The following is a 14,808-nucleotide window of genomic DNA, read 5'->3' on the forward strand; positions in this document are numbered from 1 at the left end:
GATAGCGGTGGATCAGCAGCGTTGATGCTGACTGACCATCCGCTATCGCGAGCAAGCTCGCTCCCACAGGAAAGCTCGACACCGCATTCATGGCATCGAAATTAACTCAAATCGATGACAGGGAGCTATAGGACAGCGAACGTGCCTTGCGCTTTTGCGACCAGTTTGTCGCCTTGCATCACCTCGGCTTCGACCACCAGCGTGCGCCGGCCGGGGTGGATGACCCGGGCGGTGCACAACACGTCGCCGTCGGACACGGCGCGAATGTAGTTGATCTTGCATTCGATGGTCGCGCTCTGCTGGTCAAAGCCATGGACACTGGAGCAGGCCAGTCCCATGGCGATGTCCACCAGGCTGAACAGCGCGCCGCCGTGCAGCTTGCCGCCGCGATTGCGCAGCGGCGGCTCAAGGCTCAGGGCGACTTGCGCCACCCCGTCTCCAAGGCTGTGCAGACGGCAGCCGAGCAGCTTGAAGAACGCGCTCTCCACCAACCCGGCTGGCACCTCCATCAGCGTTTCTTCAACTGCTTGGCGTTGGCGAACAACGAAGCCATGGCGTTGTTGGACGGAGCTGCGGTGGCGGTTTCCTTGCGCGGCGCGGTGTTTTGCGACTGGCGTGGCGTCGAGCCAGGACGCGCACCACGGGCACCGTCGACTTTCTCGCCCGGCGTGTCGCTCATGCGCATCGACAGGCCGACGCGTTTACGCGGGATGTCGACTTCCATGACCTTCACTTTCACCACATCACCGGCCTTCACCGCTTCGCGCGGGTCCTTGATGAACTTCTCGGACAAGGCCGAGATATGTACCAGACCGTCCTGGTGCACGCCGATGTCGACGAAGGCACCGAAGTTGGTGACGTTGGTCACCACGCCTTCGAGGATCATGCCCGGCTGCAGGTCCTTGAGGTCTTCGACGCCGTCCTGGAACTCGGCGGTCTTGAACTCGGGGCGCGGATCCCGGCCCGGTTTCTCCAGTTCCTGGAGGATGTCGGTGACGGTGGGCAGGCCGAAGGTTTCGTCGGTGAATTTCTTCGGATCCAGGCGCTTGAGGAACCCGGCGTCACCGATCAGCGAACGGATGTCGCGGTCGGTCTGGGCGGCGATGCGTTGCACCAGCGGGTAGGCTTCAGGGTGGACAGCGGAGGAGTCCAGCGGGTTATCGCCGTTCATCACCCGCAGGAAGCCGGCGGCCTGTTCGAAGGTCTTTTCACCCAGGCGCGGGACTTTCTTCAACGCGGCGCGGGTCTTGAACGCGCCGTGTTCGTCACGGTGGGTGACGATGTTCTGCGCCAGGGTGGCGTTCAGGCCGGAGATACGCGCCAACAGCGCCACCGAAGCGGTGTTCACGTCCACGCCCACGGCGTTCACGCAATCCTCCACCACCGCGTCCAGGCCGCGGGCCAGTTTCAGTTGGGAAACGTCGTGCTGGTACTGGCCGACACCGATGGATTTCGGGTCGATCTTGACCAGTTCCGCCAGTGGATCCTGCAGGCGACGGGCGATGGACACCGCGCCACGGATCGATACGTCCAGGTCCGGGAATTCCTTGGAGGCCAGTTCCGACGCCGAGTAAACCGAAGCGCCGGCCTCGGAGACCATGACCTTGGTCATCTTCATGGCTGGGTATTTCTTGATCAGCTCGGCGGCCAGCTTGTCGGTCTCGCGGCTGGCGGTGCCGTTGCCGATGGCGATCAGGTCCACCGAATGCTTGGCGCACAGGGCGGCGAGCACGGCGAGGGTCTGGTCCCACTTGTTGTGTGGCACGTGCGGATAGACCGTGGCGTGGTCCAGCAGTTTGCCGGTGGAATCCACCACGGCCACCTTGCAACCGGTGCGCAGGCCCGGGTCCAGGCCCAGGGTAGCGCGCGGGCCGGCCGGTGCGGCCAGCAGCAGGTCATGCAGGTTGTGGGCGAACACGTTGATCGCCTCGGTCTCGGCATTATCGCGCAACTCGCCCAGCAGGTCGGTTTCCAGGTGGGTGTAGAGCTTGACCTTCCAGGTCCAGCGCACCACCTCGGCCAGCCATTTGTCGGCGGCGCGATTCTGGTTCTGGATGCCGAACTGCTGGCCGATCATGCCTTCGCACGGGTGCATGGTGCCGGGCAATTCTTCACCGACTTTCAGTGCGGAGCTGAGGATGCCTTCGTTGCGACCACGGAAAATCGCCAGGGCGCGGTGGGACGGCATGCTCTTGAGCGGTTCGTCGTGTTCGAAGTAGTCGCGAAACTTCGCGCCTTCCTCTTCCTTGCCGGCGATCACCCGGGCGCTGAGGGTGGCTTCCTGCTTGAGGTAGCTACGCAGTTTTTCCAGCAGGTTGGCGTCTTCGGCGAAACGCTCCATGAGGATGTACTTGGCGCCTTCCAGCGCCGCTTTCACGTCCGCCACGCCTTTGTCGGCATCGACGAAACGCGCGGCTTCGGCTTCCGGGGCCAGGGTCGGGTCGTTGAACAGGCCGTCGGCCAGCTCGCCGAGGCCGGCTTCCAGGGCGATCTGGCCCTTGGTGCGGCGCTTTTGCTTGTAGGGCAGGTACAAGTCTTCGAGGCGGGTCTTGGTGTCTGCCAGCTTGATGTCGCGCTCAAGTTGCGGGGTCAGCTTGCCCTGCTCCTGGATGCTGGCCAGGATGCTGATGCGCCGTTCGTCGAGTTCTCGCAGGTAGCGCAGGCGTTCTTCCAGATGCCGCAATTGGGTGTCATCGAGGCTGCCGGTCACTTCTTTCCGGTAACGGGCGATGAAAGGCACCGTGGAGCCTTCATCGAGTAGCGCGACGGCCGCTTCGACCTGTTGTGGGCGTACACCGAGTTCCTCGGCGATGCGGCTGTTGATGCTGTCCATAAAACCACCTGACAAATTGTGAAATCAGGCTCGCCACCGCAGAAGCAGGGCTCGGCGAGACTGGTTGAGCGGCCTGGCATGCGCCGCTGCCTGGGTCAAAAGGCTGCCTGTTGACCCGCGAAATTCAAAAAGTGCTGCCTGGCCAAGGGGAAAAAAATGGCACGCCGGGTCACGATCCGGCATTCCCTGGCACAAAAGGCCGCGCATTATAACCAGCGTTCTGTCCTGAGGGGGGGACATGGTCTGTAGGCTTGATACCCGGATTTGTGGTGATAGAGGAAAAATCTGCTAACAATGCACACGGTGCGTATAACGGCAGCTAGGCCATAATGCGCGCCGAGATCAAAGGAGCTTCCTATGAGCAGCACTGCACAAACTGCTGAAGGCGAAAAAATTCTTATTGTTGACGACGATCCGGGGCTGAGCAGCTTGCTGGAACGCTTTTTCGTCAGCAAGGGCTACCGCGCCCGTACCGTACCGAACACCGAGCAAATGGATCGACTGCTGGCCCGTGAGGTTTTCAACCTGGTGGTGCTCGACCTGATGCTGCCCGGTGAAGACGGCCTGACAGCCTGCCGCCGCCTGCGCGGCGCCAACAACCAGATCCCGATCATCATGCTCACCGCCAAGGGCGACGAGCTGAGCCGTATCAAGGGCCTTGAACTGGGCGCCGACGATTACCTGGCCAAGCCGTTCAACCCCGACGAGCTGATGGCCCGCGTCAAGGCGGTGCTGCGTCGCCAGTCGGCGCCGGTACCTGGCGCGCCAGGCAGCGAAGATGAAAGCGTGACCTTCGGCGATTATGAGCTGTCCCTGGCCACTCGTGAGCTCAAGCGCGGTGATGAGGTCCATATGCTCACCACCGGCGAGTTCGCGGTGCTCAAGGCGCTGGTGATGAACGCCCGCCAGCCGCTGACCCGGGACAAACTGATGAACCTGGCCCGTGGTCGTGAATGGGATGCGCTGGAGCGCTCCATTGACGTGCAGATTTCCCGTCTGCGCCGGATGATCGAACCTGATCCTTCCAAGCCGCGGTACATCCAGACCGTCTGGGGCGTGGGTTATGTGTTCGTGCCGGATGGCGCCGCCAGCAAGTGATCGGCGATTTGTAGGAGCGGGTGGCCTGGCCGGTTGAAATGTCTTCTTCCAGGCGACTCGCGGTCTGTCATTGTGCGAGCATCGCTCGCTCCTGCAAGTGTGTAGCGGTTATTCATGAAAACCCCCGTTTGGTTCCCCCAGAGTTTCTTCTCCCGCACCCTCTGGCTGGTGCTGATCGTCGTGCTCTTCTCCAAGGCACTGACGCTGGTGTACCTGCTGATGAACGAAGACGTTCTCGTGGACCGGCAATACAGCCATGGTGTTGCCTTGACCCTGCGGGCCTATTGGGCGGCGGACGAAACCAACCGGGCGAAAATTGCCGAGGCGGCGACGCTGATCCGCGTTGTCGGTGCCGGCGTGCCGGAGGGCGAGCAGCACTGGCCCTACAGCGAGATCTATCAACGCCAGATGCAGGCCGAACTGGGCGCCGATACCGAGGTGCGATTGCGCATGCATTCGCCGCCGGCGCTGTGGGTGCGAGCCCCGAGCCTGGGGGATGGCTGGCTGAAGGTGCCGTTGTACCCGCATCCGCTGCGCGGCCAGAAAATCTGGAACGTACTCGGCTGGTTCCTGGCCATCGGCCTGCTGTCGACGGCATCGGCGTGGATCTTCGTCAGCCAGCTCAACCAACCTTTGAAACGCCTGGTCTACGCCGCCCGCCAACTGGGCCAGGGGCGCAGCGTGCGGCTGCCCATCAGCGATACGCCCAGCGAAATGACCGAGGTCTACCGTGCCTTCAACCAGATGGCCGAGGATGTCGAACAGGCCGGGCGCGAGCGTGAGTTGATGCTCGCTGGTGTCTCCCATGACCTGCGCACGCCGCTGACCCGGCTGCGGTTGTCGCTGGAGTTGATGGGCGAGCACACCGACCTGACCGACGAGATGGTCCGCGACATCGAGGACATGGACGCGATTCTCGACCAGTTCCTGGCGTTCATTCGCGACGGTCGTGACGAGTCGGTGGAAGAGGTGGACCTCAGTGAATTGGTGCGGGAGGTGGCCGCGCCCTATAACCAGAACGATGAGAAATTGCACCTGCGTCTGGAGCCGATCCAACCGTTCCCGTTGCGCCGCGTGTCGATGAAGCGCTTGCTGAACAACCTGATCGGCAATGCGCTGAACCACGCAGGCACCGGTGTCGAAGTCGCGGCCTATGTCTCCGGTGACACCAGCGCGCCTTATGTGGTGCTGAGCGTCATGGACCGTGGCGCCGGCATCGATCCCTCTGAGCTGGAAGCCATTTTCAATCCGTTCACTCGCGGTGATCGCGCTCGGGGTGGGAAGGGCACGGGGCTGGGCCTGGCCATCGTCAAGCGCATTGCCTCGATGCACGGCGGCAATGTCGAGCTGCGTAACCGTGTCGGTGGTGGGCTGGAAGCTCGGGTGCGCTTGCCGTTGGGCTTGATGCTGCCTCGGGATGCGGTGTAGCGGCTTTTCTCAAGTAAGACAGAGAACCTGTGGGAGCGAGCCCTGTGGGAGCCGAGCTTGCTCGCGATGAACGATAACAGGGTCTTCCAGTAGACCGAGGCGCCTTCATCGCGAGCAAGCTCGGCTCCCACAAAGGCTCTCTCCCAAAGGGTTTTGTGTTGAGTCAGCCCTTACCCTTGGTTCGGGTCATGTTCGGCCCGCCATTCTTTTCCAAATGCTCGATGATGATCCCGGCCACGTTCTTGCTCGTGGTGGTCTCGATCCCTTCCAGGCCTGGCGAGGAGTTGACCTCCATCACCAGCGGTCCGTGGTTGGAGCGCAGGATGTCCACGCCCGCCACGGCCAGGCCCATGACTTTCGCGGCCCGCAGGGCGGTCATGCGTTCTTCCGGGGTGATCTTGATCAGGCTGGCACTGCCGCCGCGATGCAGGTTGGAGCGGAACTCTCCGGGCTTGGCCTGGCGTTTCATCGAGGCAATCACCTTGTCGCCGACCACGAAGCAGCGAATGTCCGCGCCACCGGCTTCCTTGATGTACTCCTGGACCATGATGTTCTGCTTCAGGCCCATGAACGCCTCGATCACCGATTCCGCCGCCGTCGCGGTTTCACACAGGACCACGCCGATGCCCTGGGTGCCTTCCAGCACCTTGATCACCAGCGGTGCGCCGTTGACCATCGCAATCAGGTCGGGAATGTCGTCGGGGGAGTGGGCAAAACCGGTGACCGGCAGGCCAATTCCGCGCCGTGACAGCAACTGCAGCGAGCGCAGCTTGTCCCGGGAGCGGGCGATGGCCACCGACTCGTTGAGGGGAAACACCCCCATCATTTCGAACTGACGCAACACGGCGCAGCCATAGAACGTCACCGATGCGCCGATGCGCGGGATCACCGCGTCGAACCCTTCCAGCGGTTTGCCACGGTAATGGATCTGCGGCTTGTGGCTGGCGATGTTCATGTAGGCGCGCAGGGTATCGATCACCACCATTTCATGGCCTCGTTCGGTCCCGGCTTCAACCAGGCGACGAGTGGAATACAGACGCGGATTACGCGACAGCACAGCGATCTTCATGCAACACCTGTGGCAGAGGTAGTGGACACCGGGAATGCCGGCTTGTCTTGAACGTATTTGATACCCGGATTGACCACCAGTTGGCCGTCGATCAAGGCTTTGGAACCCAGTAACAGGCGGTATCGCATGGACTTGCGGCAGGCAAGGGTGAACTCGACCCGCCAGATCCGATCACCCAGTGCCAACGTGGTGCTGATCACGTAGCGGACCTGAGCGTGGCCGTTGGAGCTTTTTATTGTCTTGCGGGCCACCAGCGGGGCTTCGCAGCGGCGATGGCGCAACTGCACCACCGTACCGAGGTGCGCAGTGAAGCGCACCCACTTTTCGCCATCGCGCTCGAATGGCTCGATGTCGGTGGCATGCAGGCTGGAGGTGCTGGCGCCGGTGTCGATTTTTGCCCGCAGGCCCACGACTCCCAGATCCGGGAGCGCCACCCACTCGCGCAGACCGACAACGGTCAAATGGTCAAAAGTCTTCAATAAAAAAACCTGCGATCAGTACATCGGATCGTGGACTCCGCGAATCGCGGTATTCACGCAGAATAATCACAAAATGGCGACAGTTATCTACGCGCTTGTTTGTGCTTGTAACCGATTTCGAGCCAAGCCATGCATGTGGAGGCGATTTGGTGGGCATTCTATCCGTCGGGCCGGATTCGTGCGCCCGACAAAAACGGTAGTACAGTTCCGGCTATTGGCAGAAAAGAGGAATGGCAGTGGCACAAAAAAAGGAAGAGGACGACAAGGTCCGTCTCGATAAATGGTTGTGGGCGGCGCGATTCTACAAGACGCGGGCCCTGGCCAAGACCGCCATCGAAAGCGGCAAGGTTCATCACCGGGGAGAGCGTTGCAAGCCCGGCAAGGAGCCACGCGTTGGCGATGAATTTGTCATCCGCACCGGCTTCGATGAAAAGACCGTGGTGGTCGAAGCCTTGTCGATCGTGCGTCGCGGCGCGCCTGAAGCGCAGGCGCTGTATCGCGAAACCGAAGCCAGTATCGCCAAGCGTGAAACCGCCGCCGCGCAACGCAAGGCCGGCGCCCTGGGGGTCAGCACCGACGGCAAGCCGAGCAAGAAGCAGCGCCGGGACCTGTTCAAGTTTCATGGCAGCAATAGCGAATAAAACATCGGTCATTCGAGGCTATCCGTGGCGAGGGAGCTTGCTCCCGCTGGGCTCTGTAGGAGCTGGCGAAGCCTGCGATCTTTTGATCTTGATCATTCGCTCGCGACTCAATTGTCTGGGGAAAGATCGCAGCCTCGTTGCACTCGACAGCTCCTACACAGCTCCTACGCAGCGTCTACAGGTAGGTGGGCAGTACCTTCCCGTCAGGCAAACCCAAGCCTTGCTTGGAACCCACCCTGAATGCTCATAAAATGCCTGCCATCATTTGTCATCACCTCAGATACCAGACCCTATGACTGATTTACCGGATACCGACTACACCCAACGTTTCATCTTCGATGACAGCGACGCCCGTGGCGAGCTGGTGGCGTTGGAGCGTAGCTACGCCGAAGTCCTGGCCAAGCACCCCTACCCGGAGCCGGTCGCACAAATGCTCGGCGAGTTGATGGCGGCTGCGGCGTTGTTGGTGGGCACCTTGAAGTTCGATGGCTTGCTGATTCTCCAGGCGCGTTCCGATGGTCCGGTGCCGTTGCTGATGATCGAGTGCTCCAGTGAGCGCGAAATCCGTGGCCTGGCCCGTTATGACGCCGAGCAGATCGGGCCTGACGCAACGCTGGCCGATATGATGCCCAATGGCGTGCTGGCCCTCACGGTCGATCCGACCCAAGGCCAGCGTTACCAGGGAATTGTCGATCTGGACGGGGCAACCCTGGCCGATTGCTTCACCAACTACTTTGTCATGTCCCAGCAGACCAATACCCGCTTCTGGCTCTACGCCGACGGGCGGCGGGCTCGCGGTTTACTGCTGCAGCAACTGCCTGCCGATCGCCTGCGCGACCCGGAAGAACGCGACGCCAGTTGGCAGCACGTCACCGCTCTGGCCAGCACTCTGAGCGCCGATGAGCTGTTGAGCCTGGACAACGAAACCGTGCTGCATCGCCTCTATCACGAGGAGCAGGTACGCTTGTTCGACGGACAGCCGTTGCGCTTCCAATGCAGTTGCTCTCGTGAACGTTCCGCCAATGCGCTGGTCAGTCTGGGTCTGGAAGATGCGCAGCAACTGGTGATCGAGCATGGCGGTGCCATCGAGGTCGATTGCCAGTTTTGCAACGAGCGCTACCTGTTCGACGCGGCGGACATCGCTCAATTGTTCGCGGGTGCGGGTGTCGACACACCGTCAGATACTCGTCACTAAAACGTTTCAGCGCAGGTAAATCTCCTGGCAAGTGCCGGATTTACGCCGTACTGACGGGAGGGCCCTACTCTTTTTGGGGTTTTCTGGCATAATCCGGCCCACTTTTTTCGGGTAGTAGTGCGCGACTTCCTACTACAAAACGTTTGGAGCACTCGGCCACGGGCCGACGGGGAATCTCATGACGCAAGCCAATAACGCCGTGTACACCGATCTGAGTGTCGATGATCTGGTCAAAGAAGCCCTGAATCGCGGTGAAGGCGAGCTTGCCGATACTGGCGCGCTGGTTGTTCGTACCGGTCATCGTACCGGTCGCTCGCCAGTCGACCGTTTCATCGTGGAAGAGCCAACCACCCAGGCCGCCATCGCCTGGGGCCCGATCAACCGCAAGTTCCCGGCCGACAAGTTCGATGCCCTGTGGAGCCGCGTCGAAGCCTATCTGGGCGAGCGCGAGCGTTTCGTATCCCACGTGCATGTAGGCTCCGATCCTGCGCACTACCTGCCAGTCAAGATGACCACCGAGACCGCGTGGCACAACCTGTTTGGCCGTTGCCTGTTCATCAACCCCGAGCAATACAACGCCGGTGGCAAGGACGAGTGGCAGATCCTCAACGCGCCGAACTTCGTCTGCGAGCCTGAGCGTGACGGCACCAACTCCGACGGCACCGTGATCATCAACTTCGCGGCCAAGAAAGTGCTGATCGCCGGCATGCGCTACGCCGGTGAAATGAAGAAAGCCCTGTTCTCCGTGCAGAACTTCCTGCTGCCGGCCGTTGACGTGCTGCCGATGCACTGCGCCGCGAACATGGGCGAAGAAGGCGATGTGACCCTGTTCTTCGGCCTGTCGGGCACTGGCAAGACCACCCTGTCCGCCGATGAAAGCCGTTACCTGATCGGTGACGACGAGCACGGCTGGGGCGTGGGCGTGGTCTTCAACATCGAAGGCGGCTGCTACGCCAAGTGCATCGACCTGTCCGAGAAGAACGAGCCAGTTATCTGGAAAGCCATCCAGCACGGCGCCGTACTGGAAAACGTCGTACTGGACCCGGTCACCAAGAAAGCCGACTACGCCGACGACAGCCTGACCCAGAACAGCCGCGCCGCTTACCCGCGTGAGCTGATCGAAAAACGCGCACCGAAAAACCTCGGTGGCGAGCCAAACGCCGTGATCTTCCTGACCTGCGACCTGACCGGTGTACTGCCGCCAGTGTCGATCCTCAGCGAAGAGCAAGCCGCCTACCACTTCCTGTCCGGCTACACCGCACTGGTGGGCTCGACTGAAATGGGTTCGGGCAGTGGCATCAAGTCGACCTTCTCCACCTGCTTCGGCGCCCCGTTCTTCCCGCGTCCAGCCGGTGAGTACGCTGAGCTGCTGATCAAGCGCATCCGTGGTTTCGGCTCCAAGGTCTACCTGGTCAACACCGGCTGGACCGGCGGCGGCTACGGCGTTGGCAAGCGCTTCAACATCCCGACCACCCGTGCGGTGATCGCGGCGATCCAGAGCGGCGCGCTGATCGGTGCTGAAACCGAACACCTGGACATCATCAACCTGGACGTGCCGCTGGCTGTTCCAGGCGTCGAGACTGTCCTGTTGAACCCACGCAACACCTGGGCCGACAAAGCTGCCTACGACGAAGCGGCCAAGGCATTGGCCGGTCTGTTCACCGAGAACTTCAAGAAGTTCGACGTGAGCGACGCGATCAAGGCTGCCGGTCCACAGCTGTAAAACTTGGTTAGCGAATGAAAAAGCCGCCCTTCATGGGCGGTTTTTTTATGGGCGACTATTTGAGGCGCCCCGATCCGCTAGGCCTCTTCCACTTCCCGCGTATCCCATCGTTGCGCCTTGATCGCCTTGTAAAGCATGCCGATGGTCAGTGGCATCTTGTTCCCCCGGCCCTTGGCCCTGCGCTTTTGAAACACATCGAACCCTTCAGGCTGAAAATAGCGGTAGGCGTCATAGTCGATGAGCTCGATGGCGAAGCGCTCCTCCAGTGCCTCCATCAGGTGCCGGGCATCCGCGCCATCGCAACCCAGGTCGAGATTGATCGCGGTATCCAGCCGGATCGTCTTGCGTTCAGGCAGGCCGATTTCTTCGTGGAGCAGCTCCATGAGCTGGCGCATGGCGTGATCGTCGGGGAAGTCTGGGGCGAGGTGCATGGTGAGGTTTCCGGGGCGTTGGCGTGCGTCTGTCTGGAGGGAAAGTTTAGGGGGAATCGCTGGCCATTGGAAAAAGAAGAAAGGTCTCACAGTAGTCTCGGAACCGTCTGCTGAGTATTTCCCTGGCCGCTCGGTAAGGTTCGCCACGCCCTTTCAATGGGGTAACGGCGACCGAGCAGGGATGAAGCATGACGAAAGGAAAGACCAGTGTTCCGCAGGTCTGGGAGCATTACGGTGGCGATCGAGGCTACAGGATCCTGCGGGCCATGACCCCCAGCGAACTGGCAAAAAGAGATGCCGATCAACACGCCTATGAGGCCATGCTCGCCAGGCAGACGGCGTACATGAGGGAGCGTCTGGCCCAGGTCCGCGAAGCATCACCTTTCGACGTGAAGGGCAGCGTATTTGCCAAGTCCTGCAAGCTGCCTGATTCAGTCATCGACTACCACAACCCGAGCGGCTACATCCCGACTGAAGCCCTGAGGGAGTACGGCCAATTTACCTTGTTGGGTGGCCGTCAAGCTGACGAGTCAGGGCGCATTCAGCTTAAGAGTATCAGTGGGTCGTTACCGGCAAGCTTCGGTACGTTTGCCTTGGGTCGGACGATGCCGGCCTCCCTTGGCGTGGCGGCGGGAGCTGCTGGCGCGGTCAGCGCTCCTGTGGCGGCGGGTGTACTGATCGGTCTGGTGGGGTTGCTGATGCCCTCGAACCTGGGTGACGGTTCGTTGTACACCGAAGAGCAACTGCGCTCCCTGGAGCAGGCACGTACGCGGGTGCGGTTGCATGTCGAAACTCAGGCCGATGGCACGCTCAAGGGGTACGGCTACAACACCCAGGCACGACGTGACTGGGAAATGATTCCTGTGGTGACGTTCCAGGCCCGCGGCGAGCAGCAAGTGGCGGACTTTGGCGATGGGGTCGAGTTGATCTGGACGCCGGCGGTCGATCCATCCTCCACGCTGGGCATCCCGGCATTGGAGGCCGCGCCACAGGCCCCGCACATCTGGATTTTCCCGCCGACGCCTGCGGCGGACAGCATCATCGTCAACCCGATCTATCCGCCGGAGTACAAGGATTTCATTCTTGTGTTTCCGGCGGATTCTGGGGTTTCGCCGTTGTATGTTGTTTTCAACATTCGGCGCAAAGGCCTGCCGGAGGCTGAGCATGATTATCATCCGGCACCAAAAACATATGAAATAGCTGGTTTTGATGACTTGATCGAAGTTAAGGCCAAGACTCCACGTCAAGGCGGCGGTGGTTTTCGAGAGCGATGGACGGACGCTAAAGGGAGGAAGATTTATGAATGGGATTCCAGACACGCGGAGTTAGAGGTATATCGATCGAGCGATGGCAGCCATCTAGGTTCATTTGATCACCTTACGGGTGAGCAGAAGAAAAAAGCTAATCCGAAACGTAATATCAAAAAATTTCTTTGAGGATGCTATGGGATTAAAAGTCAGATTGAGATGGTTTGATAAAGAGACGGAGGTTCTGGTTGAAAAAGAATATTCCAAGGATTTTGAAGATGATTTTGTGATTCTTGACAACCTTGGTCGTTCGGTAAAAAACGATATCAATAACGGAAATTTTGACGTGAGTACTGAATGGGTTGAAATGTTGCAACCACATTTCAAACATGTTTTGGACTTGTCGGTGTATGACTATCAGGTGTCTTTTGATTATCGGGATGTTTGGTGATTATCACGCTTGAGTCCAACCGCCAACGCCGTTAGGCGGTAGATCCCTTTGGATTTCCCATGGTTATTTCCTGAACCAAGTCTTTGGCACCAGGCTGTATCATCCCGTATCGTTTTTGTCCCCGACCTTTTCTCGACTCGCCGCGTTGCCGCGCTAGGCTTTGGGCTTCGCAGCAGTCAAAGGAGCGACCGCGCATGCACAGCACCCTGGAACAGGTTTTCGGTTATCCACAGTTTCGTCCCGGACAAGAGGCGGCCATCGGCGCCGTGCTGGCCGGTCGGTCGGCGGCGGCCATTTTCCCCACCGGCTCGGGCAAGTCCCTGTGTTATCAATTGTCGGCTCTGCTCTTGCCGCACCTGACCCTGGTGGTCTCACCGTTGCTAGCGCTGATGCAGGACCAGTTGGCGTTCCTCAAGCGCCACGGCATCGCGGCGGCGAGTATCGATTCGGCCCAGGGCCGTGACGAAGCCAACGACGCCATGGCGCGGGCCCGGTCGGGCGAGTTGAAGATCCTGATGATTTCCGTGGAGCGCCTGAAGAACGAGCGCTTTCGCAATTTCCTGCAGCAGGTGCCGATCTCGTTGCTGGTGGTGGACGAGGCCCACTGTATTTCCGAATGGGGGCATAACTTTCGACCTGACTACCTCAAGCTTCCCGATTACCAGCGTGAGTTCAATATTCCTCAGGTATTGCTGCTGACAGCCACCGCTACACTCAAGGTCATCGCCGACATGCAGGCGAAATTCGCCATCGCTGCCACGGATGTGGTGACGACCGGTTTCTACCGGGCAAACCTCAATCTGCTGGTCGAGCCCGTGCCGGGTGCCGACAAGCGCGCACGGCTGGTGCAATGGCTGGGCGAGCGTGCCGGGCAGCCGAGCATCGTCTACGTGACCTTGCAGCGAACCGCCGAGCAGATTGCCGAACACCTGGGCCGGCACGGTATCGAGGCCGAGGCCTATCACGCCGGTTTACCCCATGAACAACGCGAAGATATCCAGCGGCGGTTCATGGGCGGGCAATCCAATTGCATCGTCGCGACCATCGCTTTCGGCATGGGCATCGACAAGAGCGATATCCGCAATGTCGTGCATTTCGACCTGCCCAAGTCCATCGAAAACTACAGCCAGGAGATCGGCCGGGCAGGGCGGGACGGGCAACCTTCCGATTGCCTGGTACTGGCCAACCGCGACAGCCTCAACGTGCTGGAAAACTTTGTGTATGGCGATACGCCGGAGCTTGCCGGCATTCGTTGCGTGCTCGATGAGCTGAAGGCCGCTGCCGCCGATGGGCAATGGGAGTTTCTGCTGGGCCCCCTGGCTGACCAGAGCAACATCCGGCAACTGCCACTCAAGACACTGTTGGTCCAGTTGGAGCTACGTCGGCTGATCGCGCCGCGCTATGCCTATTTCGCGGAGTACCGCTTCAAGTTCCTGACGGAGCCGCAAGAACTGCTGGAGCGCTTCGAAGGCGAGCGAAGGGACTTCGTCTCGGCCATCATCCAGACCTCCAGTCGCGCCCGGGCCTGGGCCACGGTAAATTTCGATGGGATGTACCAGCAATATCACGCTGAGCGTAATCGCGTGGTCAAGGCGCTGGATTATTTCCAGGAAAAGGGCTGGATCGAGCTGGAAAGCAAACAGATGACCGAGGTGTACAGCGTGCTGCAAGCGGACCTGGATACGCAGGTCTTGAGTGCCGAGCTACACGCCTATTTCACCCGACACGAACAAGGTGAAATCGCGCGAATCCACGCCATGCTTGAATTGTTCGCCACCGACCGTTGCCTGGGTTATCGCCTGGCGCAGTATTTCGGCGATGACAATGCGCCACTCCAGTGTGGCCATTGCTCGGTGTGCCATGGTCATGTCGCTTGCCTGCCGGAGCCGCCTGCGTTGCCGGCGCTTGTGGATAAAAACTTCGAGGCGCTGTGTGGCGACTTTATCCACAAGCATGAGCAGCACAGCGGCAGCGTGCCGTCTGCCGAGCGCCTTACCCGCTTCCTGTGCGGAATCAGCGTGCCGCTGTTCACCCGATTGAAGGCGCGGAAGATCCGCGGATATGCCGCATTGGAAGCGTATCCATACGCTGAAGTTCGTCAGTGGGCTCAAGCGCACCTGTGAGTTGCATCCATCAGCTGAATGCCCTGCATCACACGAATAAATTTCAAAAACATTCGGTGGCTGACTAAGGTGAAGGCTGTCTTTGGATCG

Annotated in this window: 13 protein-coding genes; 8 read left to right on the forward strand and 5 right to left on the reverse strand. The window is 60.2% G+C overall.

Going from position 1 to position 14,808, the window contains the following annotated elements; translation table 11 throughout:
* Nucleotides 1-125: 125 nt before the first annotated feature.
* Together LOY50_RS01460 and LOY50_RS01465 are read right to left on the reverse strand one after the other, a co-directional pair.
* Nucleotides 126-509 carry a PaaI family thioesterase gene (locus LOY50_RS01460; RefSeq protein WP_253470924.1) on the reverse strand — a complete coding sequence of 128 codons (384 nt, stop codon included), beginning with the start codon at nt 507-509 and terminating at the stop codon, nt 126-128.
* The gene (locus tag LOY50_RS01465; RefSeq protein WP_253470926.1) at nt 509-2,833 is read right to left on the reverse strand and encodes a Tex family protein; all 2,325 of its coding nucleotides are present in this window, start codon (nt 2,831-2,833) and stop codon (nt 509-511) included. The genes LOY50_RS01460 and LOY50_RS01465 overlap by 1 nt, the downstream gene beginning before the upstream one ends.
* A 357-nt stretch (nt 2,834-3,190) precedes the next feature.
* Between LOY50_RS01465 and ompR the strand changes: the two genes are divergently transcribed.
* A complete protein-coding gene (gene ompR / locus LOY50_RS01470; RefSeq protein ID WP_003196691.1) occupies nt 3,191-3,931 on the forward strand; it encodes a two-component system response regulator OmpR in 741 nt (246 codons plus the stop codon).
* Between the two features lie 114 nt (nt 3,932-4,045).
* The gene (locus LOY50_RS01475; RefSeq protein WP_018608795.1) at nt 4,046-5,359 is read left to right on the forward strand and encodes an ATP-binding protein; all 1,314 of its coding nucleotides are present in this window, start codon (nt 4,046-4,048) and stop codon (nt 5,357-5,359) included.
* 163 nt (nt 5,360-5,522) lie between these two features.
* On the opposite strand, the gene rimK is transcribed toward LOY50_RS01475, so the two are convergent.
* Entirely contained in the window at nt 5,523-6,428 is a 906-nt protein-coding gene (rimK, locus tag LOY50_RS01480) for a 30S ribosomal protein S6--L-glutamate ligase (RefSeq protein WP_003196697.1), read from the reverse strand.
* Nucleotides 6,425-6,889 carry an ATP-dependent zinc protease gene (locus LOY50_RS01485; RefSeq protein ID WP_170845936.1) on the reverse strand — a complete coding sequence of 155 codons (465 nt, stop codon included), beginning with the start codon at nt 6,887-6,889 and terminating at the stop codon, nt 6,425-6,427. Before LOY50_RS01485 ends, rimK begins: the two co-directional genes overlap by 4 nt.
* A gap of 254 nt (nt 6,890-7,143) precedes the next feature.
* Between LOY50_RS01485 and LOY50_RS01490 the strand changes: the two genes are divergently transcribed.
* From LOY50_RS01490 to LOY50_RS01500, 3 genes are all read left to right on the forward strand, one after another.
* Nucleotides 7,144-7,548 (forward strand): RNA-binding S4 domain-containing protein, encoded by a 405-nt coding sequence (locus tag LOY50_RS01490; RefSeq protein WP_003196700.1) that lies wholly within the window; start codon nt 7,144-7,146, stop codon nt 7,546-7,548.
* A gap of 292 nt (nt 7,549-7,840) precedes the next feature.
* Nucleotides 7,841-8,743: an Hsp33 family molecular chaperone HslO gene (gene hslO / locus LOY50_RS01495; RefSeq protein ID WP_018608788.1), complete on the forward strand. Its 903-nt coding sequence runs from the start codon at nt 7,841-7,843 to the stop codon at nt 8,741-8,743.
* A 178-nt stretch (nt 8,744-8,921) separates the two neighbouring features.
* Nucleotides 8,922-10,466, forward strand: a complete 1,545-nt coding sequence (locus tag LOY50_RS01500; RefSeq protein WP_214510985.1) for a phosphoenolpyruvate carboxykinase — start codon at nt 8,922-8,924, stop codon at nt 10,464-10,466.
* A 77-nt stretch (nt 10,467-10,543) separates the two neighbouring features.
* On the opposite strand, the gene LOY50_RS01505 is transcribed toward LOY50_RS01500, so the two are convergent.
* Complete coding sequence (locus LOY50_RS01505) at nt 10,544-10,897, reverse strand: DUF1493 family protein (protein ID WP_253470928.1); 354 nt, start codon at nt 10,895-10,897, stop codon at nt 10,544-10,546.
* A gap of 188 nt (nt 10,898-11,085) precedes the next feature.
* Between LOY50_RS01505 and LOY50_RS01510 the strand changes: the two genes are divergently transcribed.
* From LOY50_RS01510 to LOY50_RS01520, 3 genes are all read left to right on the forward strand, one after another.
* A complete protein-coding gene (locus LOY50_RS01510) occupies nt 11,086-12,333 on the forward strand; it encodes a colicin E3/pyocin S6 family cytotoxin (RefSeq protein ID WP_258690179.1) in 1,248 nt (415 codons plus the stop codon).
* Between the two features lie 7 nt (nt 12,334-12,340).
* Nucleotides 12,341-12,595 carry a colicin E3-like toxin immunity protein gene (locus LOY50_RS01515; RefSeq protein ID WP_253470932.1) on the forward strand — a complete coding sequence of 85 codons (255 nt, stop codon included), beginning with the start codon at nt 12,341-12,343 and terminating at the stop codon, nt 12,593-12,595.
* 194 nt (nt 12,596-12,789) lie between these two features.
* The gene (locus tag LOY50_RS01520) at nt 12,790-14,718 is read left to right on the forward strand and encodes an ATP-dependent DNA helicase RecQ (RefSeq protein WP_258690180.1); all 1,929 of its coding nucleotides are present in this window, start codon (nt 12,790-12,792) and stop codon (nt 14,716-14,718) included.
* Nucleotides 14,719-14,808 lie beyond the last annotated feature (90 nt).

This window comes from Pseudomonas sp. B21-010, from assembly GCF_024749325.1.
Taxonomy (GTDB): domain Bacteria; phylum Pseudomonadota; class Gammaproteobacteria; order Pseudomonadales; family Pseudomonadaceae; genus Aquipseudomonas; species Aquipseudomonas kilonensis.

What these genes read in the sequence shown, in the direction of transcription:
- LOY50_RS01500 (WP_214510985.1), top strand. Translation starts at nt 8,922, where the DNA reads ATGACGCAAGCCAATAACGCCGTGTACACCGATCTGAGTGTCGATGAT.
- LOY50_RS01520 (WP_258690180.1), top strand. Translation starts at nt 12,790, where the DNA reads ATGCACAGCACCCTGGAACAGGTTTTCGGTTATCCACAGTTTCGTCCC.
- LOY50_RS01515 (WP_253470932.1), top strand. Translation starts at nt 12,341, where the DNA reads ATGGGATTAAAAGTCAGATTGAGATGGTTTGATAAAGAGACGGAGGTT.
- rimK (WP_003196697.1), bottom strand. Translation starts at nt 6,428, where the DNA reads ATGAAGATCGCTGTGCTGTCGCGTAATCCGCGTCTGTATTCCACTCGT.
- ompR (WP_003196691.1), top strand. Translation starts at nt 3,191, where the DNA reads ATGAGCAGCACTGCACAAACTGCTGAAGGCGAAAAAATTCTTATTGTT.
- LOY50_RS01465 (WP_253470926.1), bottom strand. Translation starts at nt 2,833, where the DNA reads ATGGACAGCATCAACAGCCGCATCGCCGAGGAACTCGGTGTACGCCCA.
- LOY50_RS01510 (WP_258690179.1), top strand. Translation starts at nt 11,086, where the DNA reads ATGACGAAAGGAAAGACCAGTGTTCCGCAGGTCTGGGAGCATTACGGT.
- LOY50_RS01475 (WP_018608795.1), top strand. Translation starts at nt 4,046, where the DNA reads ATGAAAACCCCCGTTTGGTTCCCCCAGAGTTTCTTCTCCCGCACCCTC.
- LOY50_RS01460 (WP_253470924.1), bottom strand. Translation starts at nt 509, where the DNA reads ATGGAGGTGCCAGCCGGGTTGGTGGAGAGCGCGTTCTTCAAGCTGCTC.
- hslO (WP_018608788.1), top strand. Translation starts at nt 7,841, where the DNA reads ATGACTGATTTACCGGATACCGACTACACCCAACGTTTCATCTTCGAT.
- LOY50_RS01505 (WP_253470928.1), bottom strand. Translation starts at nt 10,897, where the DNA reads ATGCACCTCGCCCCAGACTTCCCCGACGATCACGCCATGCGCCAGCTC.